Source organism: Rhizobium yanglingense (assembly GCF_977109285.1).
In genome coordinates, this window is sequence record NZ_CDSAWY010000005.1 from 154,817 (window position 1) to 180,374 (window position 25,558).

Annotated in this window: 22 protein-coding genes and 3 pseudogenes; 15 read left to right on the forward strand and 10 right to left on the reverse strand. The window is 60.6% G+C overall.

Annotated elements, in window-relative coordinates; genetic code table 11:
* Nucleotides 1-10: 10 nt before the first annotated feature.
* Nucleotides 11-730, reverse strand: a complete 720-nt coding sequence (gene tolQ / locus ACW4PC_RS10450) for a protein TolQ (protein ID WP_022715757.1) — start codon at nt 728-730, stop codon at nt 11-13.
* Between the two features lie 393 nt (nt 731-1,123).
* Nucleotides 1,124-1,579 carry a tol-pal system-associated acyl-CoA thioesterase gene (gene ybgC, locus ACW4PC_RS10455; RefSeq protein ID WP_455873765.1) on the reverse strand — a complete coding sequence of 152 codons (456 nt, stop codon included), beginning with the start codon at nt 1,577-1,579 and terminating at the stop codon, nt 1,124-1,126.
* A 115-nt stretch (nt 1,580-1,694) separates the two neighbouring features.
* On the opposite strand from ybgC, the gene ACW4PC_RS10460 reads away from it, so the two are divergent.
* The 6 genes from ACW4PC_RS10460 to ACW4PC_RS10485 all read left to right on the forward strand — a co-directional run bounded on the left by ACW4PC_RS10460 (nt 1,695) and on the right by ACW4PC_RS10485 (nt 7,101).
* Entirely contained in the window at nt 1,695-2,915 is a 1,221-nt protein-coding gene (locus ACW4PC_RS10460) for an NAD-dependent epimerase/dehydratase family protein (RefSeq protein WP_239597056.1), read from the forward strand.
* A 2-nt stretch (nt 2,916-2,917) separates the two neighbouring features.
* Complete coding sequence (locus ACW4PC_RS10465; protein ID WP_455874985.1) at nt 2,918-3,775, forward strand: glycosyltransferase; 858 nt, start codon at nt 2,918-2,920, stop codon at nt 3,773-3,775.
* Entirely contained in the window at nt 3,772-4,671 is a 900-nt protein-coding gene (locus tag ACW4PC_RS10470) for an NAD-dependent epimerase/dehydratase family protein (protein ID WP_455873766.1), read from the forward strand. Before ACW4PC_RS10465 ends, ACW4PC_RS10470 begins: the two co-directional genes overlap by 4 nt.
* 56 nt (nt 4,672-4,727) lie before the next feature.
* Complete coding sequence (locus tag ACW4PC_RS10475; protein ID WP_455873767.1) at nt 4,728-5,324, forward strand: 5-formyltetrahydrofolate cyclo-ligase; 597 nt, start codon at nt 4,728-4,730, stop codon at nt 5,322-5,324.
* Nucleotides 5,325-5,327: 3 nt separating this feature from the next.
* A complete protein-coding gene (locus ACW4PC_RS10480; RefSeq protein WP_455873768.1) occupies nt 5,328-6,152 on the forward strand; it encodes a TIGR00282 family metallophosphoesterase in 825 nt (274 codons plus the stop codon).
* 109 nt (nt 6,153-6,261) lie between these two features.
* Nucleotides 6,262-7,101, forward strand: coding sequence for an MBL fold metallo-hydrolase (locus ACW4PC_RS10485; protein WP_455873769.1), 840 nt, complete (start codon nt 6,262-6,264; stop codon nt 7,099-7,101).
* Nucleotides 7,102-7,141: 40 nt separating this feature from the next.
* On the opposite strand, the gene ACW4PC_RS10490 is transcribed toward ACW4PC_RS10485, so the two are convergent.
* Complete coding sequence (locus ACW4PC_RS10490) at nt 7,142-7,645, reverse strand: pyridoxamine 5'-phosphate oxidase family protein (RefSeq protein ID WP_455873770.1); 504 nt, start codon at nt 7,643-7,645, stop codon at nt 7,142-7,144.
* 175 nt (nt 7,646-7,820) lie between these two features.
* On the opposite strand from ACW4PC_RS10490, the pseudogene ACW4PC_RS10495 reads away from it, so the two are divergent.
* Nucleotides 7,821-8,568 (forward strand): annotated as a pseudogene (locus tag ACW4PC_RS10495) (YebC/PmpR family DNA-binding transcriptional regulator).
* Nucleotides 8,569-8,805: 237 nt separating this feature from the next.
* Here ACW4PC_RS10495 and ACW4PC_RS10500 read toward each other — a convergent pair.
* Together ACW4PC_RS10500 and ACW4PC_RS10505 are read right to left on the reverse strand one after the other, a co-directional pair.
* On the reverse strand, nt 8,806-9,807 hold the full coding sequence (locus ACW4PC_RS10500) for an LLM class flavin-dependent oxidoreductase (RefSeq protein ID WP_194730232.1): 1,002 nt from the start codon (nt 9,805-9,807) through the stop codon (nt 8,806-8,808).
* Between the two features lie 127 nt (nt 9,808-9,934).
* Nucleotides 9,935-12,253 (reverse strand): methyl-accepting chemotaxis protein, encoded by a 2,319-nt coding sequence (locus ACW4PC_RS10505; protein WP_455873771.1) that lies wholly within the window; start codon nt 12,251-12,253, stop codon nt 9,935-9,937.
* 235 nt (nt 12,254-12,488) lie between these two features.
* Between ACW4PC_RS10505 and ruvC the strand changes: the two genes are divergently transcribed.
* The 8 genes and pseudogenes from ruvC (at nt 12,489) to ACW4PC_RS10545 (ending at nt 17,377) form a co-directional block, all read left to right on the forward strand.
* Nucleotides 12,489-13,001: a crossover junction endodeoxyribonuclease RuvC gene (ruvC, locus tag ACW4PC_RS10510; protein WP_074069602.1), complete on the forward strand. Its 513-nt coding sequence runs from the start codon at nt 12,489-12,491 to the stop codon at nt 12,999-13,001.
* A gap of 58 nt (nt 13,002-13,059) precedes the next feature.
* Nucleotides 13,060-13,324 (forward strand): annotated as a pseudogene (locus ACW4PC_RS10515) (AbrB/MazE/SpoVT family DNA-binding domain-containing protein).
* Nucleotides 13,302-13,721: a type II toxin-antitoxin system VapC family toxin gene (locus ACW4PC_RS10520; protein WP_455873772.1), complete on the forward strand. Its 420-nt coding sequence runs from the start codon at nt 13,302-13,304 to the stop codon at nt 13,719-13,721. Before ACW4PC_RS10515 ends, ACW4PC_RS10520 begins: the two are co-directional and overlap by 23 nt.
* 11 nt (nt 13,722-13,732) lie before the next feature.
* Nucleotides 13,733-14,347 (forward strand): Holliday junction branch migration protein RuvA, encoded by a 615-nt coding sequence (ruvA, locus tag ACW4PC_RS10525; protein WP_455873773.1) that lies wholly within the window; start codon nt 13,733-13,735, stop codon nt 14,345-14,347.
* 76 nt (nt 14,348-14,423) lie between these two features.
* On the forward strand, nt 14,424-15,464 hold the full coding sequence (ruvB, locus tag ACW4PC_RS10530) for a Holliday junction branch migration DNA helicase RuvB (RefSeq protein ID WP_022715772.1): 1,041 nt from the start codon (nt 14,424-14,426) through the stop codon (nt 15,462-15,464).
* Nucleotides 15,465-16,367 (forward strand): metallophosphoesterase, encoded by a 903-nt coding sequence (locus tag ACW4PC_RS10535; protein ID WP_455873774.1) that lies wholly within the window; start codon nt 15,465-15,467, stop codon nt 16,365-16,367.
* A gap of 31 nt (nt 16,368-16,398) precedes the next feature.
* Nucleotides 16,399-16,741 (forward strand): annotated as a pseudogene (locus tag ACW4PC_RS10540) (NUDIX hydrolase); the annotation flags it as partial.
* Between the two features lie 72 nt (nt 16,742-16,813).
* Nucleotides 16,814-17,377: a DinB family protein gene (locus ACW4PC_RS10545; protein ID WP_455873775.1), complete on the forward strand. Its 564-nt coding sequence runs from the start codon at nt 16,814-16,816 to the stop codon at nt 17,375-17,377.
* Here ACW4PC_RS10545 and ACW4PC_RS10550 read toward each other — a convergent pair.
* The 5 genes from ACW4PC_RS10550 to ACW4PC_RS10570 form a co-directional block, all read right to left on the reverse strand.
* Nucleotides 17,374-18,753, reverse strand: coding sequence for a virulence factor family protein (locus tag ACW4PC_RS10550; protein WP_455873776.1), 1,380 nt, complete (start codon nt 18,751-18,753; stop codon nt 17,374-17,376). The genes ACW4PC_RS10545 and ACW4PC_RS10550 overlap by 4 nt on opposite strands.
* Complete coding sequence (gene mprF / locus ACW4PC_RS10555) at nt 18,750-21,353, reverse strand: bifunctional lysylphosphatidylglycerol flippase/synthetase MprF (protein WP_455874986.1); 2,604 nt, start codon at nt 21,351-21,353, stop codon at nt 18,750-18,752. The genes ACW4PC_RS10550 and mprF overlap by 4 nt, the downstream gene beginning before the upstream one ends.
* Nucleotides 21,354-21,604: 251 nt before the next feature.
* Entirely contained in the window at nt 21,605-23,731 is a 2,127-nt protein-coding gene (locus tag ACW4PC_RS10560) for a mechanosensitive ion channel family protein (RefSeq protein WP_455873777.1), read from the reverse strand.
* A gap of 144 nt (nt 23,732-23,875) precedes the next feature.
* Nucleotides 23,876-24,895, reverse strand: coding sequence for a phosphogluconate dehydrogenase (NAD(+)-dependent, decarboxylating) (gene gnd, locus ACW4PC_RS10565; protein ID WP_455873778.1), 1,020 nt, complete (start codon nt 24,893-24,895; stop codon nt 23,876-23,878).
* Nucleotides 24,896-25,015: 120 nt separating this feature from the next.
* Nucleotides 25,016-25,510: an SRPBCC domain-containing protein gene (locus tag ACW4PC_RS10570; RefSeq protein WP_455873779.1), complete on the reverse strand. Its 495-nt coding sequence runs from the start codon at nt 25,508-25,510 to the stop codon at nt 25,016-25,018.
* Nucleotides 25,511-25,558 lie beyond the last annotated feature (48 nt).

Consider the following 25,558-nt stretch of genomic DNA (forward strand, 5'->3'; position numbering starts at 1 on the left):
CTCCGTTGGTTTATTGTGCGGCCTGACGCGGCTGCAGCTTCTCGTCGATCTGGCGCGAAAGTATGGCGGAGAATTCGTCCGCAAAGCCTTCCATGCGGCCAGAGAGTTTGCCGGCATCCGCGGAGAACTTGTTGTAGGCGATAACCGCCGGGATAGCGGCCACGAGGCCGATCGCAGTGGCGAGAAGCGCCTCGGCGATACCGGGGGCGACGACCGCCAGATTGGTCGACTTCGAACCGGCGATTGCCTGGAACGAAGTCATGATACCGACGACCGTACCGAAGAGACCGATGAACGGACCGGCCGAGCCGATCGTCGCTAGCGACCCGAGGCGGGCGGAAAGATATTCGGTTTCACGGGCGAGCGTTACATCCATTGCCCGGTCGATACGCATCTGCAGGCCGATCGGCGAGCGTGCGCCGCGCTCGAAGGACTTCTTCCACTCGCGCATGGCTGCGACGAAGATCGAAGCAAGCCCGGTATTGTTGCGTTCGGAAAGTGTCCTGTAGAGCTCTTCCAGCGACTGACCCGACCAGAAAACCTGTTCGAACTTGTCGAACTGGCGCCGGGCGCGGCCATAGGCCAGATATTTGTCGATGACGATTGCCCAGGTCCAGACGGAGGCTGCGATCAGCCCGAGCATGACCAGCTTGACGACGATGCCTGCCTGCATGAACAGCGACCAGAGGCTGACGTCGGCCGTTGCTGCTGCCAATCCTACTTGTTCCATTTATCAAAATCCCCGAATCCAAACGCCCGGTGCTTGACCGGGCGGCACAGAAAGTGATCTCGCAAGAATTGCCTGGCGACCGCCGCCCAAAGCCCTGGTCAAGCTTAAAGCTCTTCTTCCGCCTTCCTTGCCGTCAAATTTGGTCAAAGGAAGGCGTGCACCGCACAATCTCTGACTTTCAGAGTAAGACACTATTATGGTTAATAGATCGTTAGTGCCAGAGTATGACGGCAAAGCTTTACCAGCTAAATTTTTCTTCCCGGCTTGGCACGAAGAGACCGAAGTCCGACGACGGAATACCGCGCAATCCTTGCAGCGCCGAATTCCTTCACATAAAAGTCATGTTTTTGCAAGGCTCGCGTTTGGTCATTTCTGCATGTCTGGGATGCACTTTCAGCCCTCCTGCGTCTCGATTTGCATCTGCTTTGCCAGCGCCTCGGGCAACCGCCGCGGTCTTCCCTTCGCGTTGATGACGGCAATGATGACCTTGGCGGCGATGAGCGGCGTTTCGCCACGGCGGATGTCCTGTTGCAGCACCATCTTCGCGCCGCCTGCCTTCTCGGTGCGCGTGACGATGGTGAGAACATCGTCCATGCGCGCCGGATTCCTGAAGTCGATCTCCATGCGGTGAACGACGAAAACGAGCCCTTCCTCGTCGGCGGTGATCAGCTCGCGCTGCTCGACGCCCAGGCAGCGAAGATAGTCGGTGCGGCCGCGCTCGAGGAAATGCAGATAGCGCGCGTGATAGACGAGACCGGAGAAATCGGTGTCTTCGTAATAGACGCGCTGGATCAGTTGGTGCCCGGTCTCCGTCAGCGCGCCAGAAATCGAAAAGCCGTTATCCGCCATAATTTTCTCCAAACGCGCATGCCTGTTGGCGAGGCGCAGCAATGCCCTAGCTTTGAACAATCGTCACAGTACTTGAGTATTCCCGATAGTAGATGAACATGCAGGAGGCAATGCGATGAAGATTGCGGTGATGGGCGGAGATGGGTTTATTGGCTGGCCGACATCGCTGCATCTCTCAGACGCGGGGCACGACGTCCACATTCTCGACAATCTCTCGCGGCGCTGGATCGACACCGAACTTGGCGTGCAATCGCTGACGCCGATGGATTCCATTCAGGAGCGAACCCGCATCTGGCATGCCGAAACCGGGCGGCGCATCCATTTCAATCTGATTGACCTCGCCAAGGATTACGAGCTCCTCAAGAATTGGCTTGCCGAAAACCGGCCGGACGCCATCGTCCATTTCGCCGAGCAGCGCGCCGCACCCTATTCGATGAAGAGCGACCGGCACAAGAACTACACCGTCAACAACAATGTCAGCGCTACGCATAACCTTTTGAATGCGCTCGTCGAATTACAGCTCGACGCTCATCTGATCCACCTCGGCACGATGGGCGTCTACGGCTATTCGACCGTCGGCGCGGCGATCCCCGAGGGCTACCTGACCGTCGGCGTCGAAACGGCGGATGGCGACATGGCGCAACAGGAAATCCTCTATCCGTCCAATCCCGGCTCGATCTACCATATGACCAAGTGCCTGGATCAACTGCTCCTGCAGTTCTATGCGAAAAACGATGCGCTGCGCATCACCGACCTGCACCAGGGCATCGTGTGGGGCACACATACAGAGCAGACCTGCCGTCATCCCCAACTGATCAACCGTTTCGACTATGACGGCGACTACGGCACCGTACTGAACCGCTTTCTCATCCAGGCCGCGATCGGCTACCCGCTGACCGTGCACGGCACAGGCGGCCAGACGCGCGCCTTCATCCATATCCAGGATTCGGTTCGCTGCATCGAGCTTGCGCTGAAGAACCCGCCTGCACGCGGCTCCCGTGTCGAGATCTTCAACCAGATGACCGAGACGCATCGGGTGCGCGATCTTGCCGAGATGATCGCCAGGATGAGCGGCGCGAAGATCGCCTGGCTTCCCAACCCGCGCAAGGAAGCGCCTGAAAACGATCTGATCGTCAGGAACGAGAAATTCCGCGATCTGGGGCTCGATCCGATCACGCTCGAGGCGGGCTTGCTCAGCGAGATCGTCGACGTCGCCAGGAAATTCGCTTACCGCGTCGACCGCTCCCGCGTTCCCGCCGTCTCCGCCTGGACCAAGGACATCGCCGCCACGATCGACCGCGACCCGGAAGGCAAGCGGCTGAAATCGGTGTCATGAGCATGGACGTCACGGAGACCGGAGCGGTCATCTCATTGGGAGAGTCGCCTCAGCGTTACGCCTACATCACCCTCGTCACGAACGCCGACTATGCCAAGGGTGCGACCGCGCTTGTGCGCTCCCTTCGGCTCACGAAAACGGCGGCCAATATCGTCGTGCTGCATACCGGCGGCGTGGATGAAATCGCGCTTGCCCCGCTTGCCGATCTTGGCTGCCGCCTCATCGCGGTCGCGCACCTGCCGCTTTCCGGCGCCTTCAACGAGCGTCATGCCCGCGGCCAGCTTCATTCCGCTGCCCCCTTCACTAAGGGCCGCAAGCCTGATTTTCATTCGCCGCTCGACAATTTCTGCAAGCTTCGCCTTTGGCAACTGACCGAATACGAGCGCACCGTCTTCATCGATGCCGATGCTATCGTCTTGAAGAATATCGACAAACTCTTCGGCTACCCCGAATTTTCCGCAGCACCGAATGTCTATGAAACGCTTGCCGACTTCCGCCGCATGAATTCCGGCGTCTTCGTCGCAAGACCTTCCGAAGAAACCTTTGGCCGGATGCTTGCCATGCTCGACCAGCCGGATGCCTTCTGGCGACGGACCGACCAGACCTTCCTCGAAGCCTTCTTCCCGGATTGGCACGGCCTCCCCGTCTATTTCAACATGCTGCAATATGTATGGTTCACCATGCCCGCGCTTTGGGACTGGAAGAGCATTTCGGTCCTGCATTACCAATATGAAAAGCCATGGGAGAAGGATCATCCGAAGGCGGCCAGGCTCAAGCCGCTGATCGATCTCTGGCACTCCGTCCATGCCGGCAACGACCTGCCGGACCTTGCGTCCATGATGAACCCGGAGGCGAAATGAAGGTACTGGTATCCGGCGGGACGGGCTTGGTGGGATGCTATATCGTCGAGGAGCTGCTTGCCGCCGGATATTCGGTCATCATTGGCGGACGCCGCGCGCCATTGCCACGCCTCTTCTCCCGTCCCGTCGAATTCGCACCGCTTTCGCTCGATCCCGACAAGGACCATATCGAGGCCTTCGACGATGCCTATTTCTTCGTGCATGCCGCGCTCAGCCACCTGCCCGGTCAATATCGTGGCGGCGAAGGCGATGATCCAGGCGGCTTCCGTCGCCTAAACCTCGACGGCACTGTGAAGCTCTTCGACACTGCCAAGCGCGCCGGTACCCGCCGCTGCATCTTCATCTCCAGCCGCGCCGCCTATCAGGATGCAGCGCCCGGCACTGTTCTCACCGAAGACATGCTGCCGGAGCCGGATACGCTTTACGGAGAGGTAAAGCTCGCCGGCGAGCGAGCGCTCGCCCATCTGGCCGGGCCGGGCTTTGCAGCGGCCAGCTTGCGCGCCACGGAAGTCTACGGCGACTTGCTCCCGAACAAATGGACGGGTCTCATCGAGGATTACCTGAGCGGCAGGCCGGCGCCCGTTCGAGCCGGAACGGAAGTACACGGCCGCGACCTCGGCCGCGCCGTGCGGCTGATGCTGGAGACGGAAAGCGCCCGCATCTCCGGCGAGGTCTTCAATGTTTCCGATCTTGTCGCCGATACCCGCGATATCTTGTCGGTCGTGCAACAGCAAACCGGCTGTCCCAATCCTCTGCCTGCCTCGGCAGACAAGTCTGCCATCAACCGGATGAGCACCGAAAAGTTGCAAGCGCTCGGCTGGTTTGCGGGCGGCAAGGCCCTGTTCGAACAGACGGTCCGGCAACTGGTGGCCCCATTGCAGCACTTGCGGCGGTAAATTCCAGCTGCTTTCACGGGATTGCAATGGCCCACCAGCCGTTTATGGTTCGCATTATGCAGCAGACGATATCCAAAGAACTGAAAGCCCAGATGCGCGCCGAACGGCTTGCGCTGCGCGACGCAATCCCGCCAGAGACGCGGATCGAAAAGAGCCTGGCAATGGCGGAGCACGCCGGCGAAGCCGTGGCCTTCGATCCCGGCACGATCATTTCGGGCTTCATGCCCATCCGCTCGGAGGCCGATATCCGGCCGTTGATGGCGCGCTTTGAGGCACGCGGCGCCCGCCTCTGCGTTCCCGCCATCCTCGACAGGCAGACGATCGTCTTCCGTGAACTCCTGCGCAGCGCGCCGCTGGTTGCAACGGGCTTCGGCACTGCCGGACCGGGACAGGAGGCCACCGTTCTCGATCCGGAAATCATGCTCGTGCCGCTGTCGGTCTTCGACGATCGCGGCCATCGCATCGGCTATGGCGCCGGCCACTACGACCGCGCGATCGGCCGTTTGCGGCAAAAAGGCATGCATCCGAAGCTGATCGGCATTGCATTCGACTGCCAGGAAGTGGCACATGTGCCGGACGAGCCGCATGACATAAGCCTGGATGCCATCCTGACAGAAAGCGGCCTTCGCTTTTTTGCTTCTTGGATCGGATAAGGAATGCGTCTGCTTTTTCTGGGTGACATGGTCGGCAAGACGGGGCGCACGGCTGTATGGGATCGCCTGCCCGGCTTGGTTTCAGACCTGAAACTCGACTTCGTGATCGTCAACGGCGAAAATGCTGCCGGCGGTTTCGGCATCACGGAGGACATCTTCCTCGAGACGATCAACGCAGGCGCCGACGTCGTTACAACCGGAAACCACGTCTGGGACCAGAAGGAAGCGGTCGCCTTCGCAGGCCGCCACGACCAGTTCCTGCGCCCGGCGAACTATCCGCAGGGAACGCCCGGCCGCGGCTCAGGGCTCTTTTATGCGCGAAGCGGAGCACGCGTGCTCGTGGCAAACATCATGGGCCGCGTCTTCATGCATCCCGAGCTCGACGATCCCTTCAAATCCGCCGAAACGATCCTCGATGCCTGCCCGCTGAAGGAACAAGCCGATGCGATCATCTTCGACTTCCATGCGGAGGCCACCAGCGAGAAGCAGTGCTTTGGCCATTTCGTCGATGGACGCGCCAGCTTCGTCGTCGGCACGCATACCCATGTGCCGACGGCCGACCACCAGATCCTCAACGGAGGCACGGCCTATATGTCGGATGCCGGCATGTGTGGCGACTATAACTCCTCGCTTGGCATGGACAAGGAAGAGCCGCTAAACCGCTTCATATCCAAGATGCCGAAAGGACGTATGGAAGCCGCCACTGGACGTGCCACGATCTGCGGTGTCGGCGTGGAGATTTCCAACTCCACGGGGCTTGCTGAAAAGATTGCGCCGCTGCGGATTGGCCCGCGGCTTTCCGAAACCATCCCGGATTTCTGGCGCTGAGAACACCCGCCGGCAACACGCAATTGTGAGCGGCCCTGCCTGATTTCGGCTGGACCGATGCGTCCCCTTGTCGCATCCTCGCCGCACCGTGAAAGCGCCGGAGGGTGGCATGAAGCCGCAATTGCTTATCCTCGCTATCGCATGCCTTGTGCCTCTTGCCCTGCCCCGTGCAGCCGCTGCACAAGAGGAACGGAAGCCCGTTAGCCAATGCCAGGCGATCGCACAGGCAATCCCCAAGGCCAAATTCGCAAGCTTTTCCGGTGAGGTGCCCATCGTGCCCGCGGTTTCGGAAGGCGAGGATGTCAAGCTGACCTTTCTAGGACATTCCACCTTCGAAATCGAAACGCCGGGCGGCATCGTCATCGCAACGGATTTCAACGGCTGGTACCGGCCGGTCGTGACACCCGACGTAGTGACGATGAACCGGGCGCACTCCACGCACTACACGCTGACCCCGGATCCGGCGATCAAGCACGTGCTGCACGGCTGGAGCGATGTGCCCGGAGAAAAGGCCGACATCGACCTGATGGTCGGCGACACCTATATCCGCAACGTCACGACGGATATCCGCGGCGGCTACGGCGCTGCGCAGCAGGATGGAAATTCGATCTTCATCTTCGAGAGCGCCGGGCTCTGCATCGGCCATCTCGGCCATCTGCACTATGAGCTGACCGATGCCCACTACACCGAGATCGGCCGCCTGGACATCGTCATGGTGCCGGTCGATGGCGGCCTGACCATGGGCGCTGACAGCATGAGCCGCATCATCAAGCGGCTGCGCTCGTCGCTGATACTGCCGATGCACCGCCGCGGTCCGCCGGTCGCGCGCTTCGTGTCGATGTTCGGCAAGGATTTCGACATCAGCTACGCGCCCGACGACACGATCACCGTTTCCATGCGCTCCCTGCCCAAGAAGCCGCTCATTTATCTGATGAAAGGCGCTCAATAGAGAAGACCCGAAAGCCTGAGACCTCCGGGTTTTGCCCGTGTCAGGCAAATTGCAGGTGCCGCTTGATGCCCACTTCGGGCATCTTGTCATCGCTGAGATTGGCCTTCGCGATCTCCCAGCCGAACTTCAGCTTGCTGCCGGTCGAAACCCAGATTTCGGCGTCGTCGACATGCATGACAAGCATCGTCAGGTTCGGATCTTTCTTGCCCTCCTCGTACCAGGCAGCAACCACCGAATTCCAATATTGGTCGATCCTCGAAGGATCCGGCCGGACCTCGATCTTCCCTGCCAGGCACGCGTGGTAGTCATGATCCTTGCCGACGACGCAGAAATGCGCCCGCGTTCCCGGTTTGACGACGCGGGCGATGTCGGCATCCGATTTGGTATAGAACCAGATGGTATTGGTCTTCGGATCGGCATGCGGAGCCATCGGCTGCATGTGCATGTCGGCACCGTCGATGCCGAGCATCCCTGCGGAAACATCGTTCACCTGATCCCAAAGCTGCCGTGCCGGATGATCGCGCGCTTCACTAAAGCTTGCCATGGCCTTCCCCTTCCGTTCGGGCTTTTCAAGCCTTCAAACGTCACGTCTGCCGCTTTGTTCCGTAGCTTTTCGCCTTCCTCGGGACACAGAGACAAGCTGCTTTCCCCTTGAATGCAGCCCGCTTCGCTTTTATAAGGCCGTCCATTCCGAACAATAAGACGTGAACAGGGGTGCCATGGCTGGCCATTCACAGTTTAAAAACATCATGCATCGCAAAGGCCGTCAGGATGCCGTGCGGTCGAAAATGTTCTCCAAGCTTGCGCGCGAAATCACCGTTGCCGCCAAGGCCGGCCTGCCCGACCCGACGATGAACGCCCGCCTGCGCCTGGCAATCCAGAACGCCAAGGCACAGTCCATGCCGAGGGACAACATCGACCGCGCCATCAAGAAGGCGCGCAGGCGCCGATAGCGAGAATTACGACGAAGTCCGCTACGAGGGTTACGGTCCGGGAGGCACGGCGATCATCGTCGAAGCGCTGACCGACAACCGCAACCGCACCGCATCCAACGTCCGCTCGATCTTCACGAAGGCCGGCGGCGCGCTCGGCGAAACCGGCTCGGTTTCCTTCTCCTTCGACCACGTCGGTGAGATCACCTACAAGCCATCGGCCGGCGATGCCGACACGGTCATGGAAGCCGCGATCGAAGCCGGCGCCGATGACGTCGAGACCGACGAGGAAGGCCACACCATCACCTGCGCCTTCGAATCCCTCGGCGAGGTCGCCAAGGCCCTGGAAGGCGCGCTTGGCGAAGCTGAAACCGTCAAGGCCGTCTGGCGCTCCCAGAACAACGTGCCAGTGGACGAAGAAAGGGCCCAGTCGCTGATGAAGCTTATCGACAGCCTGGAAGACGATGACGACGTGCAGAACGTCTATTCGAACTTCGAGGTTTCCGAGGAAGTGCTCGCCAAGCTTTCGGCCTGAGCATTCGAACGAACGAACAAAGGACCCGGCTGCGGAAACGCTACCGGGTCTTTTTGTTTTCAGCAGTGATGTTGGGCGTAGAGCGACGCAGGCTATATGCAACCACCCGCTACCTCTTGGGCTCCCTCACTCCTGTGCTTGTCACAGGAGCCCAGCGCGCCCAAACCCTTGGTCGCGGAAAACTCAGTTCACAGCAATGAGGGAAGAAGCCGGGGAGCGCTTCGCAGCTCCAGGACCTTAAGCCGCCACACGCATGAAATTCCCCAGTCCCGCAAACAGCTCGACCGACTTCAGCCGCGCCTCGATGTCGTGGATCGGCATCGAGATGATGAGTTCGTCCGCGCCGGTCTCCTTCAGGAATTCGGTGAGCTTCGCCTCTGACGTCTTCGGCGAGCCCACGACCGCATAGCGCAGCGTGTGCTCGACATTCAGTTTCTCCATCGGTGACCAGAAGCCCTCCATGTCCTCGACTGGCCGCGGGAACGGGCCACGGACGTTACGGCGCAGATTGACGAACTGCTGCTGGGCAGACGTGAAATGATATTGCGCCTCCTCGTCGGTCGGCGCGACGGAACCCATGACGCCGGCCATGACGTAGGGCTGGTCGAGCGAGGCCGAGGGTTGGAACTTGCTGCGGTAGATATCGATCGCATCGAGCAGCGAATCCGGCGCGAAATGCGAGGCGAAGGCATAGGGCAGGCCGAGCATCGCCGCAAGCTGGGCGCTATAAAGACTGGAGCCGAGAAGCCAGATCGGCACATGCGAATTGTGGCCCGGAACGGCAAGGATCGCCTGGTTCTCGACCGGCGCTCCTAATAGCTGCTGCAGCTCGACGATATCGTTCGGGAAGTTGTGGGCGCCTGTCTCCAGATTGCGCCGCAGCGCCTGTGCCGTGCGCATATCCGTACCCGGCGCGCGGCCGAGCCCGAGGTCGACCCGGCCCGGGAAAAGCGCCGCCAATGTGCCGAACTGCTCGGCGATCACCAGCGGCGAGTGATTGGGCAGCATGATTCCCCCCGAGCCGATGCGGATCCGTTTCGTTGCGGCACCGACATGGCCGATGACCACTGCAGTCGCGGCACTTGCAACCCCCGGCATGCCGTGATGCTCCGCCAGCCAGAAACGCTTGTAGCCGCACTCTTCCGCCTTCTGCGCCATGCGCGCCGAGCCTTCGAAGGATTGCTGGATCGTCGTGCCTTCGGCAACGGGCGAAAGATCGAGAATGGAAAAGGGAACCATAGGAAAAACCTGCCGGTGATTGGAAGGACAGGTCTATGTAGGGTCTGGAATCGCTCATTCCAAATCCCGCGGACGAAGAAAAGGGCCGGTTGCCCGACCCCCGATCTCTTCGCTTCGTTTGCTCCGTTTATCGGCGTTGCCGGAGAACATGAACCTCGGCGCTGTGATGGTAATGGTCGTGAGGCAGCGCGAAATTGCCGAGCTGACGGTCCATCTCCACAGCCTCGGCCGCAAGGCGGTGGATCGCGGCTGTCGTTTCCTCGACCATTGCGGCATTCTGCTGCGTCATCGAATCGAGCTCGGAAACGGAGGTGTTGATCTGGCGGAGCGTATCCGCCTCTTCGCGGGTCGATTCCATGATCTCGTTGATTTGGCCGTTGATCGCTTCCACATGGCTGCCTATGCCGGTCAGAGCCACCCCTGCCCGCTCGACAAGCGCTACCCCGGTCTCGACTTCACGGGTCGACTTCTGCAGCAGGCTCGCGATTTCCTTGGCTGCGCTCGATGAGCGCTGCGCCAGCTCGCGCACTTCCATTGCCACGACCGCAAACCCCTTGCCGGATTCCCCGGCGCGGGCGGCTTCGACGCCGGCATTAAGCGCCAGCAGGTTGGTCTGGAAGGCGATGTCGTCGATGACGGAGATGATCGTATTGATCTGCCGCGAGGAGGATTGGATTGCTTCCATCGCTGCGATTGTCTCGCGCATGATCTGGCTGGAGCCGGTGGTCTCCTTCTTTGCGTCGCGGGCAATGCGCTCGGCCTGTTCGGCGCGTTGGATCTGGACGCGAACAGACTGGGTGATCGCGTCGATCGCATTGGCCGTTTCGGTGATCGAAGCAGCCTGGCGCTCGGTGCGTCCGGCAAGATCGTCGGCTCCGGTCCGCATCTCTTCCGAGCCCGACCGTACAGCCATCGAGTTGCCGCCGATCGCCGTCATCGTTTCGCTGAGCGTGGCGAGCGCCTCGTTGAAGTTGACGCGCAGGCTTTCAAGTTCGTTGGGGAAGCGCGTTTCGATCTGATAGGCAAGATCGCCGTTCGCCAGATGGTCCAGACCCTCGTCCAGTGCCTGGACGACATCCTGCAAGGTTCTCGCTTCCGCTTCGCGCAGAGCAAGGTTTTCCTGACGGTCGCGCTCGGCGCGGGCGCGGGTTTCGGCGCTTGCCGCTTCCAGTTCGCGGCTTTCGATCAGTGATTGCCTGAAGCGGGCGAGCGCCTTGGCCATCGTGCCGATTTCGTCCTGGCGGGTCTGGCTGCCGATCTCGACATCCAGCTTGCCGTCGGCCACATCGCGGGTATTTCCAGCGAGTCGGGCAAGCGGCGAGAAGAGCAGCTTGGTGATGAGGCCGGTGGCGATCGCCATGACGACAAGCGCTGCAAGGCCGATCATGGTCAGCAGCGTCGCGATCTCGATCGAACCAGCATTGAGCTCGCTGACGAGCACGCTTTCGACGACGAGGAACCGCTCGCCCTGATAGGTGATAGAGCGGACATAGGCCCGGGCGGTGCCGTCGGGACGCGCAAAGTCGTCGACCGTCATGCCGTTGCTGCTTGCAAGCGCATCCTTCATGAAGGTGAACGGCGCCGTGTCGAGGGTCGCAAGCCGGCCTTCGGCATTGAGCCCCACGGCAGAACCGTCACTGGAAATGATGGCCGCCTGAGCCGTGCTGCCGGAAACGATCCCCTTTGCCAGGATGCTGGTGATGATATCGTCGCGAACCTTGAAGAGGATGATGCCCTTCGGCTGTCCGAGCTTGATGATCGGCACTGCGTAGAAGATCGCCGACTTGCCGTTGGAGGCATCAACGCGCAGGCCCGAAAATGCGGTCGGCGCGGAATCGTCCGTCGCCTTGGCCGTGTTCTCGATCGCCTTTGCAAACGCAATACCCGCACCTGTCGCCTTCCATGCATCAGCCTTCAGGTTTTCGGCAAAATTGTCGTCCTTCTTGTAGGAATAGAGAACCGAGCCATCGAGATCGGCGATCAGCAGGTCGCTGAAGGCGGTGTTCTCCAGGTCGCGTGCAACTTCGCCCTGCGTCTTTTCGTGGTTGGAGTAGTAGAAGCCGCTCGGTCCTTCCGGCTTCATCAGCTTTTCGCGCTGATCGGCCGGGTTCGGATTGTTGGTGATGAACACCTTCTTGAGTTCGCCGCGCGCGTCGCCCGACGATTTTTCGATCGTCTTCCAGCCGCTCTTCAGGCTGGTGATCGACATCTGCAGCGCCTCGATGCGCGCAATGGAACTCGCCTGGTTCTCGAGCTGTCCCAGTTGATCCTGCAGCATGTCGCCGCGGAAGATGAGAACGCTTTCCTTGGCCTTCAGCGCCTGCGCATCTGAAATGCGGCTGCTGGTGAAGTAGCCAAGAACACTGATCGTGCTCACAGCCAGTGCCGTGAGCAGGATAAATGTCGCGATAACCTTAAAGGACAGGGACTGAAATCTCTGAGCCATAACTACGAACCCTTCCGGAGCGGCTTGCCGGCAGCGCAAACGATGCCACCTTGACCGAAAACAGAACACGGGGAGCCTTAACCTTTTGCAAAAAGGCAGCTCCTCTCACATTTGAAGGGTAGCTTTCAGGCATTGGATTTAATTCGTGGTAAACGGCGCCTTATAAAGCGACGTAATGTTTTTGTTTTGTTCACATATCGGTGGCAGTTATTTTGCAACCGCAATAAGGTGAGCCATGCAAAATACGATTCGCATCATCGGCATCGACCCGGGCCTTCGCCGCACCGGCTGGGGAATTATCGACACACTAGGCAATTCGCTGCGCTTCGTGGCCTCCGGAACGGTGACCTCGGACGGCGAGATGGACCTCGCCTCTCGCCTCTGCCAGCTTCATGACGGGCTTGCCGAAATCGTACATGGCTACAAGCCGGATGAGGCAGCGGTCGAGCAGACCTTCGTCAACAAGGATGCGGTTGCGACGCTGAAGCTCGGTCAGGCCCGCGGCATCGCGATGCTCGTGCCGGCACGCGCCGGGCTCCAGGTATCGGAGTATGCACCCAACGCCGTCAAGAAAGCCGTCATCGGCGTCGGCCACGGCGAGAAGCAGCAGATCCACTTGATGCTGAAAATCCTGATGCCGAAAGTCGAATTTAAGGGCAACGACGCCGCTGACGCGCTCGCCATCGCCATCTGCCACGCCCATAACCGCGGCAGCAGCCGGATGCGCCAGGCAGCACTGGCCGGCTGACATGCGTTCTTGACTTGTTCTCTTTCTGCAGCTAAGGTAATACAAAGGAGGTATTACCATGCGGGTCACCGAGAAGGGCCAAGTGACGATCCCGAAGGAGATTCGCGACCGACTAGGGATCGGCCCTGGGATCGGAAGTGGATTTCATCGCCTCCGGAGGGGGTGCCGTACTCGTCAAGATCGAGAAGGGCGGAGCTGATCCGATTCGCAATTTCGATGATTGGGCGCGCCGCGTCCAAGGAACGGCTGATCTCGGCGGAATGACGACGGATGAGTATATCGAATGGTTGAGGGGCCTACGTGACGATCTCGACCCTCGTTGACACCAATATTTTTATCGACATCCTGGGGCCTGATACCGCCGAACGGCAATGGTCGCTGAGGTCCCTGAAGCAATGCGTGATTGACGGTGATCTGGTAACGAACGTCGTTATCTGGTCGGAACTCGCCGCCTCGTCTCTGTCCGAGGAGCAGTTGACGTCTGCTTTGTCCTGGCTCGATGTGAAGCGTGAAGCCATACCTTTCGAGGCGGCTTTTCGTGCCGGCAAAGCACACCGCCTATATCGGCGAGCCGGCGGTCAGCGCGAAAGGATACTTCCCGATTTTCTGGTCGGGGCTCATGCCGATTGGCGCCGGCATCGGCTGCTCACGCGTGACGCCGTCCGCTACCGTTCCTATTTCCCATCGCTCGATCTCATCACCCCCGAAACCCATCCCTGACGGACCTCTTCATGATCGGCAAGCTCAAAGGCACCATCGACGAAATCGGCGACGACCATGTGCTCGTCGACGTGCACGGCGTCTGCTACGCCGCCTATTGCTCCGGCCGTACGCTATCGAGACTCGGCTCGCCGGGAGAGGCATGCGTGCTCTTCATCGAGACCTATGTGCGCGAAGACCAGCTGAAGCTTTTCGGCTTCATGACCGCGCTGGAGCGCGAGTGGTTCAACCTGCTGCAAAGCGTCCAGGGTGTCGGCGCGAAGGTCGCGCTCGCCGTCCTCTCCATCCTGACGCCAGGCGAACTGGCCAATGCGATCGCGCTGCAGGACAAAACGGCCGTCTCCCGCGCACAGGGGGTCGGCCCGAAGGTTGCAGTCCGTATCGTCACCGAATTGAAGAACAAGGCACCCGCCTTTGCCGGCGAGGCGATCAATATCGGCCTCAAGCATGAACTCGGTGAAGGTGTTGCCTCGGCCCCGGTCTCCGATGCCGTCTCGGCGCTGACGAACCTCGGCTATTCACGTGATCAGGCCGCCAACGCCGTCGCTGCGGCCATGAAGACGGCAGGCGAAGGTGCTGACAGTGCCAAGCTGATCAGGTTGGGTCTCAAGGAGCTCGCGCGTTAAATCCGCCGCGATTTGATGCAAAAGCGGACTGCGTCATGTATGGGTTGAATCCCTATCAAACTGGAAGATTGCCAAGATGAGTGAACCCGCGCGCCTGATATCGCCGGAAAAGCGGGGCGAAGACCTGGATGTGACGCTCCGCCCGCAGTCGCTGGACGAGTTCACCGGCCAGGCGGAGGCGCGTGCGAACCTGAAGGTCTTCATCGAGGCCGCCAAGAACCGCGGCGAGGCGCTGGACCATGTCCTCTTCGTGGGGCCGCCAGGCCTCGGCAAGACGACGCTCGCCCAGATCATGGCCAAGGAGCTCGGCGTCAACTTCCGCTCCACTTCGGGTCCGGTCATCGCCAAGGCAGGCGACCTTGCCGCGCTGCTGACGAATCTCGAAGAGCGCGACGTCCTCTTCATCGATGAAATCCACCGCCTGAATCCGGCCGTCGAGGAGATCCTCTATCCGGCGATGGAAGACTTCCAGCTGGACCTCATCATCGGCGAAGGCCCGGCCGCCCGCTCGGTAAAGATCGATCTTTCGAAATTCACCCTCGTCGCCGCGACCACGCGCCTAGGCCTCTTGACCACGCCGCTGCGCGACCGCTTCGGCATTCCGGTGCGGCTGAGTTTCTATACGGTGGAAGAACTGGAACTGATCGTGCGCCGCGGCGCCCGTCTCATGAACCTGCCGATCGTCGACGACGGCGCCCGCGAAATTGCGCGGCGCGCCCGCGGCACGCCGCGCATCGCCGGCCGCCTGCTTCGCCGCGTGCGCGATTTCGCCGAAGTCGCCAAGGCCGAAGCCGTTACCCGCGAGATAGCCGACGAAGCGCTCACCCGCCTGCTTGTCGACAGTGTCGGCCTCGACCAGCTGGACAAGCGTTATCTCAACATGATCGCCGTCAATTTCGGCGGCGGCCCCGTCGGCATCGAGACGATCGCTGCCGGCCTTTCCGAACCGCGCGACGCGATCGAGGACATCATCGAGCCCTACATGATCCAGCAGGGCTTCATCCAGCGCACGCCGCGTGGCCGCGTGCTGACGGCAACCGCCTGGAAGCATCTCGGCCTGCAGCCACCGAAGGACCTGGAAGCCGCGCAGTTCCGGCTGTTTCAGGAAGACGATTGAGTGATTACGCGACGCGGATTTCTGAAGATTCTCGGCGGCGGTCTCGCGGGCGTCGTGGCGCTTGGTGGTTATGCCTTCGCCTATGAGCCTCTCGCGCGGCTGAACATCACCCGTTATGCACTAACGCCGCCAGGGTGGACGCCGGGCTTGAAACTCAGGGTCGTCGCCCTTGCCGATTTGCATGCCTGCGAACCGTGGATGTCCGCCAGCCGTATTGCCGCAATCTGCGCCACGGCGAACGAACTCCGTGGAGACGTGACGGTCATGCTCGGCGATTATACCTCCGGCATGAACATGGTGACCCGTTACATGCATTCGAGCGAGTGGTCGGAGGCACTCGCCACCTTGCGCGCTCCGCTCGGCGTTCACGCGATCTTGGGCAATCACGACTGGTGGGAAGACAAGGACGCTCAGGAGAACGACGGCATGAAACCGTTCGGACATCGCGCCTTGGCCGATGTCGGAATTCCGGTTTACAGCAACCGTGCCGTCCGCCTCGAAAAAGATGGTTATGGCTTCTGGCTGGCGGGTTTGGAAGACCAATTGGCGCTTTTGCCCGGCAAGAGGTGGGGCCGCACGCACATGCTCGGCCTGGACGATCTGGACGGCACGCTGGCTCAGGTTTCCGACGATGCGCCTATCATCCTGCTTGCCCATGAGCCTGATCTTTTTCCACGGGTGCCGCAGCGTGTATCGTTGACGCTTTCGGGCCATACACACGGCGGGCAGATCCGTCTATTTGGCCGCTCGCCGGTCGTTCCCTCCCGTTTCGGTAATCGTTACGCTTATGGCCACGTTGTCGAGGAGGGACGAAATATTATTATCTCCGGCGGCCTTGGCTGTTCGATTGCGCCAATCCGCTTCGGCGTCCCGCCGGAGATTGTCGTGGTCGATCTTGGATAGACAGGGAATGTCCGAGCAACCCCTCATCCGGACGCTGAAGCGCGAGATGATCGAGGAACTCGGCGTCGAGGTGAAAATTCAAGCGCCTTCTCAGGAGCGTCGAGACTTCTTTGTCTGCGATAAACGCGCCTGGCACGAGCGTGGCTTTTGTGACGTGATGGAAATCCCGCCCGAGTTTCGTTCAAGTCCGGCGAGATCACCCACCGGATCGAGGATGGCGGCAATTATCTCGAGTTCAAATAGGCGCCTGCGACACGCGGAGCCCTGTCCGCGCTGGATATTCCGCCTATTTCATCGCTGAAGAAATCGAGACGTTGCCAGCCTCGCCGCGCCATCTTGCCTGGCGCGATGGGAATCTAGCTGGCAACGATTAGGCCGACCGCAAACATTGACGCCACGTAGATCGGCGCCTTAGCTACGCCCATTCGCAATGAGGAGGATGCGCCATGTCGAGTTTCGATCCGTGCCGGGTGTTCCGCAAGCTTTCCTATAACAACGCGCTTGCGAACCATCGCCTACTGGCTGCCTGCGCGTCCCTGCGTCCGGGGGAGTTCGAGGCGACGCGCGTGAGCTTCTTTCCCTCGATCAAGTCGACGCTCAACCACATCATCACCGTTGACTGGTTCTATGTCGACGCGCTCGAGGGCGGCACGCTTGGTCCGAAAGCCTGGGAGGTCGAAGAGCCCTTCGATACGGTCGCCTCGCTTGCTGTCGAGCAGCGCAGGGTCGATCAGCGCCTCGTGGCGTTTTGCGAAGCCCTGAGCCCGGAAGGTCTTGCAGCGGTGATCGATCTCCAGCGCCCCGGCCGCCTCCAGAAAGAGCGGGTGGACGACGTGCTGAACCACCTCTTCCAGCATCAGACGCATCATCGCGGCCAGGTGCATGCGATGCTCGCTGGAACCTGCGTAAAGCCACCGCAGCTCGACGAGTTTATCGTCGATGACGACGCGAAGTTCCGCAGTGTTGAGATTGCCGCCCTCGGCTGGAGCGAAGAGACGCTGATGCGTTAATCGGCAAGCTGCGCCTTCAGCCGGTCGACGATCGTCTTCGTCAGCAGATCGTAGTTCTCGTCGAAATGGTGATCGCCCGGCAGCTCGACGACGTCGGCTGCGCTATTCTTCAATGCAGGGCAGGCAACCTCGTCGTCGTCGTCCTTGCCGTAAATGCATTGCACAAGCTTGGGGTCGATGGCTTTCAGATCATCGACCGGGTCGCCGGCAGCACCCTGCGTCTTCTGGCCGAGCCAGCCCATGACAGAAATCACATAGTCCACCTCGTGGGAGAGCGAGAGCAGCGACACCTGGGCGATCGCCGCTTTGTCCGCGGCTTTGAGCCTATTGTAGGTGGCGGGCACGATATCGGCACCGAAAGAGTAACCGATCAGAAGAACGTGCTTCACCTTCCATTGCTTGCGATAGAATTCGATAATCTTCGCCAGATCGTCGGCCGTCTCCTGCGGCTGGCGCTCTGACCAAAAATAGTGAAGTGAATCGACACCGATGACGGGAATGCCCTCTTTCTGCAGCGCCGCACCGACTTCTTTGTCGATGTCGCGCCAGCCGCCGTCGCCGGAATAGATGATGGCCATGGTGTTCATGGACGGCTTGGCCTCGAGCACGGCAAGCGGCAATCCGAGCGGATTGTCCGCGCTTCCAGAAGCGGCGATCAGGTCGTCCAGAGTGTCAGAAAGCGCCGTTTCGGCATCATCCCCGACATCGCGGATCTCAATTTCCGGATGATCCTTCTTCAGCGCCTCGGCATGCGCACGCCCATCTTTCGTTGCAGCGGACGTGAAGGCAGCAGTGATGGGGTTCGAAAGGCCGCCTTCGGCGAGGCCGTAGACCATCCGGTCACCCACCGTCTTTTTCGATGCCGGCGTGCAGAGCTGTTGGGTCAGCGGAATGCCGGCTACCGGATCCACGACCAGCGTTTGGCCGATCGTCGCATCCGGCGTCTGCGCAGCAATCGCCAGCGCCAATGCGCCGCCCTCGCTGATACCGGCGATAATCGGCAGATGATAGGCGCTGTTGCCGGCAGCCCGCTGCACCTGTTGGCTGAGCGACTCGATGTCGGAAACCAGATAGATGCAGCCGTCATTCTCGCTGACGTCATATTTGCGCAGGGCATCCATATAGGTCGGGAAGTCGACACCGATTACGACGGCTCCCTCCTGCACCAGACTGTCGGCCTCCGCCTTTTCCTTGTCGCCCCAGCCAGCGCCATCCGAAATCAGCATCACCGCGCCTTTGACATCGCCGTTCGGCAAAAAGATGTGCGGTGAAGGAATAAGTCCGGTTTCAAAGCGTTGCGTGGTTTCCTCGGCAGCGATGGCCGGGGCCGTCAGCGCGAAAGCGCACACGGCCAAGAGGAGATACGTTCTGATCATTTCCTGACGACTCCCTTCAATCCGCCGCCGATGAGAAGTGTAGCGTCCATCAACGCGATCATCGGATTGCCCCCTCCTGAAACCGCAAGATAGCGCGGCTGCCAGTGCGGATGAAACTTTGATTTGAATGCCCGAAGGCCCTTGAAATTGTAAAAGCGCTCGCCGTGTTCGAAGACGGTGCTGCCGATCCGATCCCAGACAGGTGCCGTCTCGCGCTTGGACATGCCGGAAAGCGGCGCCATGCCAAGGTTGAAGTGCGTATAGCCTTCGCCTCGCAGATATTCCATGATCCGCACGAAGAGGAAGTCCATCGATCCCTTGGGCGCCTCCGGCGAAAAGCGCATGAGGTCAATCGTACCTTCCGACTTCGTTTCGGTGACGAGGATATTGGCAAAGGCAACGATCCTACCGTCCTTCTTCAAAACGCCGACAGGCTGGACGCTGACGTAATCCACCTCGAAGGCGCCGAGCGAGAAGCCTTTCTCCTTGGCGTTGTGATGTTCGAGCCAGGCGTTGGAAACCGCAGAGAGCTCGTCGATGACACCCGCGACCTCCTCGGGGGGGATGACTTCGAATTCCAGCCCGTCGCGCTGCGCGCGCGCCGCCGTCTGCCGCAGGTTTGCCCATTTGCCGCCCTTCATTTCGAAATCCGTCAGATCGGCAACGGCCAGTTCGCCGAGCTTGAACGCGCGCAGTCCCGCATCGGCGCAGTGGGAGAGAAGTGCTGGAGAAATCTGATAGAACACGGCCCGGCAACCGGCAGCCCGCGCCGCCTCGACGAAGCGCCACACGAGTTCCGGCCTCGCTTGCTTTGCCCCGATGGGATCAAAGAGTGCGATCCAGGATCGCCCCTGCCGGCCATACATGATGAAGGCATCGCCCTCCTCGGAAAACATGATGCTCTTGTCGCCCATGCGCACGAGATTGGCATCGGCATCATTCTGCGTCCTGACGATCTCGACCGCGCGCCGGAGCGCCTCCTCCGTCGCAGGCTCCGGCTTGAAGGCGGCGGGGCGCAGCAGGCTGAAGATCGCGATTGCCGACGAAATGATCGTGAGGCCGAGAACGGCACGCAGCCCGCGTGGCGCCTCGCCGGCGAATTCGAACTGCCACCAGAGCTCGTTGCTGTATTCCACATCGCGGTAGACGAAGAGCAGGATGACGACCGCGCCCACGCAGATCACTGCAATCGCCGTCATCCATGATGCCGTCAGCGTCTGGTTAAGCAGCGAGGCATGACGGGTGAAGAGCCGGCGGCTGACAAAGAGGCTGGAAATAAGGAAGGCAAGGAACACCGCTTCGACAAGCGCGACGGCCTTGAGCAACGAAAGCGCCAGCGCAGCAACAGCGGCGATAACCGCCACCAGCCAGGCGCCATCGAGCCGCTGGCCAAGACCGCGCGCGGCAACGAGTAGCGCGAGACCCATCAGGCTGGAGAGGAAATGCGCTCCCTCAACGATCGGCAGCGGCAGATAGCTGGCGAGGAATTCCAGGTTCTGGTCCGGCGTTGGCGTGACGCTCGAAAAGATCAGCATGACGCCGAGCAGCAGCGTCAGCGCCGAAAGCAGCTGCGGCGTCAGCCGTGCGCCGATGCGCCGGATGCTGGAAGCCGCCGGATGATCGACAAAACGCCGAAATTCGGTTGCCGACACCGCGAGCACGGCGATCAGAAGCGGCAGCACATGATAGATCAGCCGGTAAAGGACCAGCGAGCCGAGAACCGCGTCGATATTCACCGCGCTGCCGAGCGAAGCGATGATGACCGTCTCGAAAACACCGAGACCCGCCGGAACATGGCTCAGCACCCCGAGCCCGACAGCGATCGCATAGACGGCAAGGAACACCGGCCAAGCGATCGCCGTTTGCGGCAGCAGAACATAAAGAACCGTGGCTGAAGCCGCGATGTCGAAGGCGGTCACCAGGAACTGGCGCGACCATGTGCGCGAATCCGGCAGGCGGATTGCGATCGGACCGATGTGCATCGCCCGACCGTCGCGTCCAAGCACGAGAAGCGCGCCAAGAGCCGCGATGATCACGCCCGCGACAAGCCGGAGCAGCAATGCGCTCGTTCCCACCAGAGGTGCGATTTCATCGGCGATGATCATCAGTGCGATCGATGCGACCCCTGCCAGGCCAAGCCCGAAGGACAGCGTGACGAACGCAATGACGCGGCCGATATCTTCCGGCGTCAGGCCGAGACGCGAATAGGCGCGATAGCGGATCGCCCCGCCGCTCAACGCGCCGAAGCCCGCCGTGTTGCCAACCGCATAAGCGCTGAAAGCCGTCAGGGCTACATGCGGAAATGGCAGCCTCTTGCCGATGTAGTCGATGGCATTGAGATCGTAAACGATGAGCGCCAGGAAGCTCAATCCGGTAAAGAGAAGCGCAAGTAGGATAGCGCTGGGGCGCGTATTGGAGAGCGCTGCGACGACGTCCTCGTAGCGCACCTCATCCGTAAGCTGGACGACGGCATATCCGACGATGCAAAAAACGAAAAGCGTGGCGAGCGCCACCAGGTGGGGCCGATAGCGCCGCAGGAACCCGCGCGCACCCCGGCTGTCCGCGACTTCGATCTCTTCCATGCTGCCGTCACTCGCCATCTCTACCTGCCGCTTTGCCGTCTGGCGGATCATTCCGGTAGACGAAGCATACGCGGCATTCAAGCTCTGCGAGCTTGTACCGGACGATACCCCACCGCCGTCATTTGCGTCTCACTCGGCTTGAATTGGGGCAGAATTAGCGCCGTCAAACGCAGTGGAACATTGCATTTTCGTAAGGTTTGACAATCCAAGAACAAGATCAGACAAGGCCTGCGTTCGTGCGGCACAGTCCGACACAAGCCTCTGAATTTTCAGCCCGCGGCCTCGCTCGCGGTATCCGGCTTTTGTGTCACATAGCGCGCCGCCGCCGCCCGCGCCTCGGCCTCGCGCCCCTCGCCGGCGACCTGTACGGTAGGCACCGCGAATTCAATGCCGTTCTCCTTGAAGGCATTGCGGATCATCGCCAGTGCGTTGCGGCGAATGACGAATTGCTCGCCCGGCTTGGTCATCATCGACAGCCGGAGCTCAATCGCGAATTCGCCGAATTGCTCGACGCCCTTCATCTTCAGCGTCTCGATGATATGCGGCCCGAATTCGGGATTCTCGAGCAATTGCTGTCCGATCTGCTTGATTACCTTCTTGGCTTTCACGAGGTCAGTATCGTAGGTCACGTTGAGACTGATCTTGTCGATCGTCCAGTCGCGGTTGAGGTTCTTGACCGCGCCGAGTTCGCCGAAGGGCACGGTCGTCAGTGGTCCGCGGTGATGGCGGAGTTTCACTGAGCGCAGGCTGAAGGCCTCGACCACGCCCTTGTGGCTGCCGCTCTCGATATACTCGCCGACGCGGAAGGCATCGTCCCACAGATAGAACATGCCACTGATGACATCCTTGACGATCGCTTGCGCTCCAAAACCCACCGCAACGCCGACGACGCCGGCACCGGCGATCAAGGGCGCGATCTGGATGCTGAGACCGGCGAGCACCATCAAGGCGGCGATAACGGCGATAACGACAGCAAGGATGTTACGAAAAATCGGCAGCAGCGTCTGCAACCGCGCGCGCCTGGCCCTTTCCTCATCCGTGGCGCCATCGGCAAGCGGGAGATCGACAAGCTTGCTGTTGATAAAGGCCTTCACGAGATGCCAGAGCAGATCGGCTGCAAGCAGAATGACGACACCGCCGATGACGCCGCGAGCGATGCGATCCACCATCGTCTCACCGGCGGCCATCGTATCGGCTCCGACGCCAATCATGCGCCCCAGCCACACAGCTGCCAACGCGATGATGACCGCCCTGACGCCGCGGTCAAGCAACACTGCTGCCATGCTGCGCTTTGCAAGGAAACCCGCTTCAGCCTGATGCAGCGCACGGACAGAAATCGTGGCGATGGCGAGCACTTTCGGCAATATCAGCGCGTAGATGCCGAGCCAAAGCAACCCGGCGAAGCCGGTGACCCACAGCACCCAAAGCAACACGAAATAAAGGGTCAACGCCCAGGATGTCGTAGGACTGCGGCGTGCACCATCTGCCGGTCGCGACCAAACAGCCTCGGTGGCAATCAGAAACAATCCGATACCAAGAACATAGGCAACGAAGTAGCGCGATGCACTGGAAAAGCCGAGCGGCGCCAATACCTGGATGACGGCCCATCCGAAGGCGAAATAGATGACGAAAACCGCCGAGCGCCGGAACCAGAAAAGCGCTTCGGTGCGAGAGACCTCGCGTTCACCATCGGCCCTTGGAAGCGTCACCAAAGCAACCAGCAGCCGTCCAAGCGAAATTACAAAGCGTGCGGCCACCAGCGCGATCGTCACGGCAATCGCCATCGACTGACTGACCGGCGGCCAGCTCAACACAAGAAGCGCTATGAGAGTTGCGATCATGAAGACGATAGCAGGTACGAGGCGATAGAACAGATTGACCCCTGCCTGATAAAGCCCCGCCGGCTCCTCGGCATCCACGCGCCGAATGCGCGGGCGCGGCGCAACCGCACGGAAAAGCAATTCAGCCAGGGGACCTGCAAGGAAAAGAGCCAGCGTCTGAACCAGAATCCGGCCGACGCCCACGGGCTCCACCTCCCGGTCGACAATATCGGATGCGCTTGAGACCTCGTCCGGCAGGGCCATTGGGGCTTGCGACACCATCTCGACATGACGGCGTACGTGCCCGAGCAAATCCGAAAGCACGGACATCTGCTCTTCAGGCGCGGCGGCGGCTGGAGCAGATGGCGCCTCATTCATCTTCGCCGACATCCATTTCTGGACTTCGGGGGCCTGCATCAGTTCCATTATCTGGCGCACTTTGTCCGGCGGCGGCCCGACCGGATCCGAGGCAGGTGCTGGCGCTTGCCCACGCGTCGCGCCGGAAAGGGCCGTCAAAATCACCAAAGAGAGAAGAAACGCCCAAAGACCGCGCCCCACGAACCTTGAACCCGACATGATGGCGCCCCTCCGGTGTGATCCCGCATCAACCATATCGCGTGCACGGCCATAGGCAATGGCCCATGAAAAAGCCCGCAACCGGTGAACTTTGAGGGGTCAGTTCACCGGGGATGCAGGCTTGTAACGCCTGGGCCTTGGGCCTTAGGCTTTCGGCTTTTCCACATGGCCGCCGAAGCCGGCGCGCATGGCGGAAAGCACCTTGTTGGCGAACTCGTCATTGTCGCGCGAGGAAAAACGGCCATAGAGCGCAGCGCTCAGCACCGGCGTCGGCACGCTTTCGTCGATAGCTGCCATGATCGTCCAGCGGCCTTCGCCGGAGTCCGAAACACGGCCCGCAAATTTCATCAGGGCCGGATCGGCATGCAGCGCGTCCGAGGTCAAATCAAGCAGCCACGAGGTGATGACGCTGCCGCGCCGCCATACTTCGGCGACATCCTGCAGGTTGAAATCGTAGCGGTAGTATTCCGGGTGGGAGAGAGGCGCGGTTTCGGCGTCCGATTCTTGCGCCGCCGCACCGATATTCGCGCGCTTGAGGATGTTCAGCCCCTCTGCATAAGCGGCCATCAGGCCGTATTCGATGCCGTTGTGAACCATCTTGACGAAATGGCCCGCGCCGTGAGCACCGCAATGCAGATAGCCCTGCTCCGCCGTGCTGTTCAAGTCAGGCTCGCGGTTTGCCGACGGTGGCGTGGTGCCGGCGCCAGGGGCCAGCGAGGCGAAGATCGGCGAAAGGCTCTGCACGATGCCTTTTTCGCCGCCAATCATCAGGCAATAGCCGCGCTCCAGACCGAAGACGCCGCCGCTGGTGCCCACATCGACATAGTGGATGCCCTTGGTGATCAGCTCGGCGCCGCGGCGGATATCGTCGTGATAATAAGAATTGCCGCCATCGATGATAATATCGTCGTCGTGCAGCAGCGGCACGAGCTGGGCAATCACCTTGTCGGTGATGGCCGCAGGCAGCATCAGCCAGACGGCGCGCGGGCGGGAAAGCTTCGAGACGAACTCCTCGAGAGAGGCGCTGCCGACCGCGCCTTTTGCGACGAGATCGGCGACGCTCTCCGGCTTCGTGTCATAGACGACGCATTCATGGCCGTCGCGCATCAAGCGCTGGACCATAAAATTGCCCATACGGCCCAAACCCACCATGCCAAGCTGCATCAGAAATCTCCTGGAACGTAATCAATACAATAATTCCGGAAACTAGCACCCACCGTGCAGCAGGCAAGCGAAGTCTCTATCACTTTAAGGCGAAGGCGGCTCCCATGATGGCTTGTATTGTCATTTGAGCGCCTCGTAGTCTGGAGCCTCCGCAGGCTCGCCGCGCATCTCACTGAGGAACATGCCCTCCCGAAGATTGATGCCGTGTTCGACGAAGGCCTTCATGCAGCAGAGCATGTTGGCCCAGCCCTCGCAGTTGAGGTAGGTGCCGCGCCGGCCGGCCTCGTCTTCCTGCCAGCCATTCTCGGAGATCGTCACCATCGTTCCGCCGTCCTCCAGCGGATCGAATTTCATCTCGACCGTCGTTTTGTAGCGAACCTTGTTCTCGTCCGTGCCACCATCCCAGCGCAGCAAGATCAGGCGCTCCGGAACGAGATCGACCACTTCGACCGGCGAATCCTTCCACCAGGTTACCGTCGTACCCTTGACGAGCGGTGCGCTCGCCCCGCCGATGGTCGTGAAATAGCTCGAGAGCTTTTTCGGATTGACCACCGCATCGAAAACTTCTGCGACCGGACGTCCGATCCGTCCGCCGACACGAATACTGAGGGACATTGCACTTCCTCCTCTTTTCGATTGTGATAAGCGCCATTATGTTATAAA

Bases quoted from the DNA above. Each gene is read 5' to 3' on its own strand.
- tolQ (WP_022715757.1), bottom strand. From the start codon at position 730: ATGGAACAAGTAGGATTGGCAGCAGCAACGGCCGACGTCAGCCTCTGG.
- ybgC (WP_455873765.1), bottom strand. From the start codon at position 1,579: ATGGCGGATAACGGCTTTTCGATTTCTGGCGCGCTGACGGAGACCGGG.
- ACW4PC_RS10460 (WP_239597056.1), top strand. From the start codon at position 1,695: ATGAAGATTGCGGTGATGGGCGGAGATGGGTTTATTGGCTGGCCGACA.
- ACW4PC_RS10465 (WP_455874985.1), top strand. From the start codon at position 2,918: ATGGACGTCACGGAGACCGGAGCGGTCATCTCATTGGGAGAGTCGCCT.
- ACW4PC_RS10470 (WP_455873766.1), top strand. From the start codon at position 3,772: ATGAAGGTACTGGTATCCGGCGGGACGGGCTTGGTGGGATGCTATATC.
- ACW4PC_RS10475 (WP_455873767.1), top strand. From the start codon at position 4,728: ATGCAGCAGACGATATCCAAAGAACTGAAAGCCCAGATGCGCGCCGAA.
- ACW4PC_RS10480 (WP_455873768.1), top strand. From the start codon at position 5,328: ATGCGTCTGCTTTTTCTGGGTGACATGGTCGGCAAGACGGGGCGCACG.
- ACW4PC_RS10485 (WP_455873769.1), top strand. From the start codon at position 6,262: ATGAAGCCGCAATTGCTTATCCTCGCTATCGCATGCCTTGTGCCTCTT.
- ACW4PC_RS10490 (WP_455873770.1), bottom strand. From the start codon at position 7,645: ATGGCAAGCTTTAGTGAAGCGCGCGATCATCCGGCACGGCAGCTTTGG.
- ACW4PC_RS10500 (WP_194730232.1), bottom strand. From the start codon at position 9,807: ATGGTTCCCTTTTCCATTCTCGATCTTTCGCCCGTTGCCGAAGGCACG.
- ACW4PC_RS10505 (WP_455873771.1), bottom strand. From the start codon at position 12,253: ATGGCTCAGAGATTTCAGTCCCTGTCCTTTAAGGTTATCGCGACATTT.
- ruvC (WP_074069602.1), top strand. From the start codon at position 12,489: ATGCAAAATACGATTCGCATCATCGGCATCGACCCGGGCCTTCGCCGC.
- ruvA (WP_455873773.1), top strand. From the start codon at position 13,733: ATGATCGGCAAGCTCAAAGGCACCATCGACGAAATCGGCGACGACCAT.
- ruvB (WP_022715772.1), top strand. From the start codon at position 14,424: ATGAGTGAACCCGCGCGCCTGATATCGCCGGAAAAGCGGGGCGAAGAC.
- ACW4PC_RS10545 (WP_455873775.1), top strand. From the start codon at position 16,814: ATGTCGAGTTTCGATCCGTGCCGGGTGTTCCGCAAGCTTTCCTATAAC.
- ACW4PC_RS10550 (WP_455873776.1), bottom strand. From the start codon at position 18,753: ATGATCAGAACGTATCTCCTCTTGGCCGTGTGCGCTTTCGCGCTGACG.
- mprF (WP_455874986.1), bottom strand. From the start codon at position 21,353: ATGGCGAGTGACGGCAGCATGGAAGAGATCGAAGTCGCGGACAGCCGG.
- ACW4PC_RS10560 (WP_455873777.1), bottom strand. From the start codon at position 23,731: ATGTCGGGTTCAAGGTTCGTGGGGCGCGGTCTTTGGGCGTTTCTTCTC.
- gnd (WP_455873778.1), bottom strand. From the start codon at position 24,895: ATGCAGCTTGGCATGGTGGGTTTGGGCCGTATGGGCAATTTTATGGTC.
- ACW4PC_RS10570 (WP_455873779.1), bottom strand. From the start codon at position 25,510: ATGTCCCTCAGTATTCGTGTCGGCGGACGGATCGGACGTCCGGTCGCA.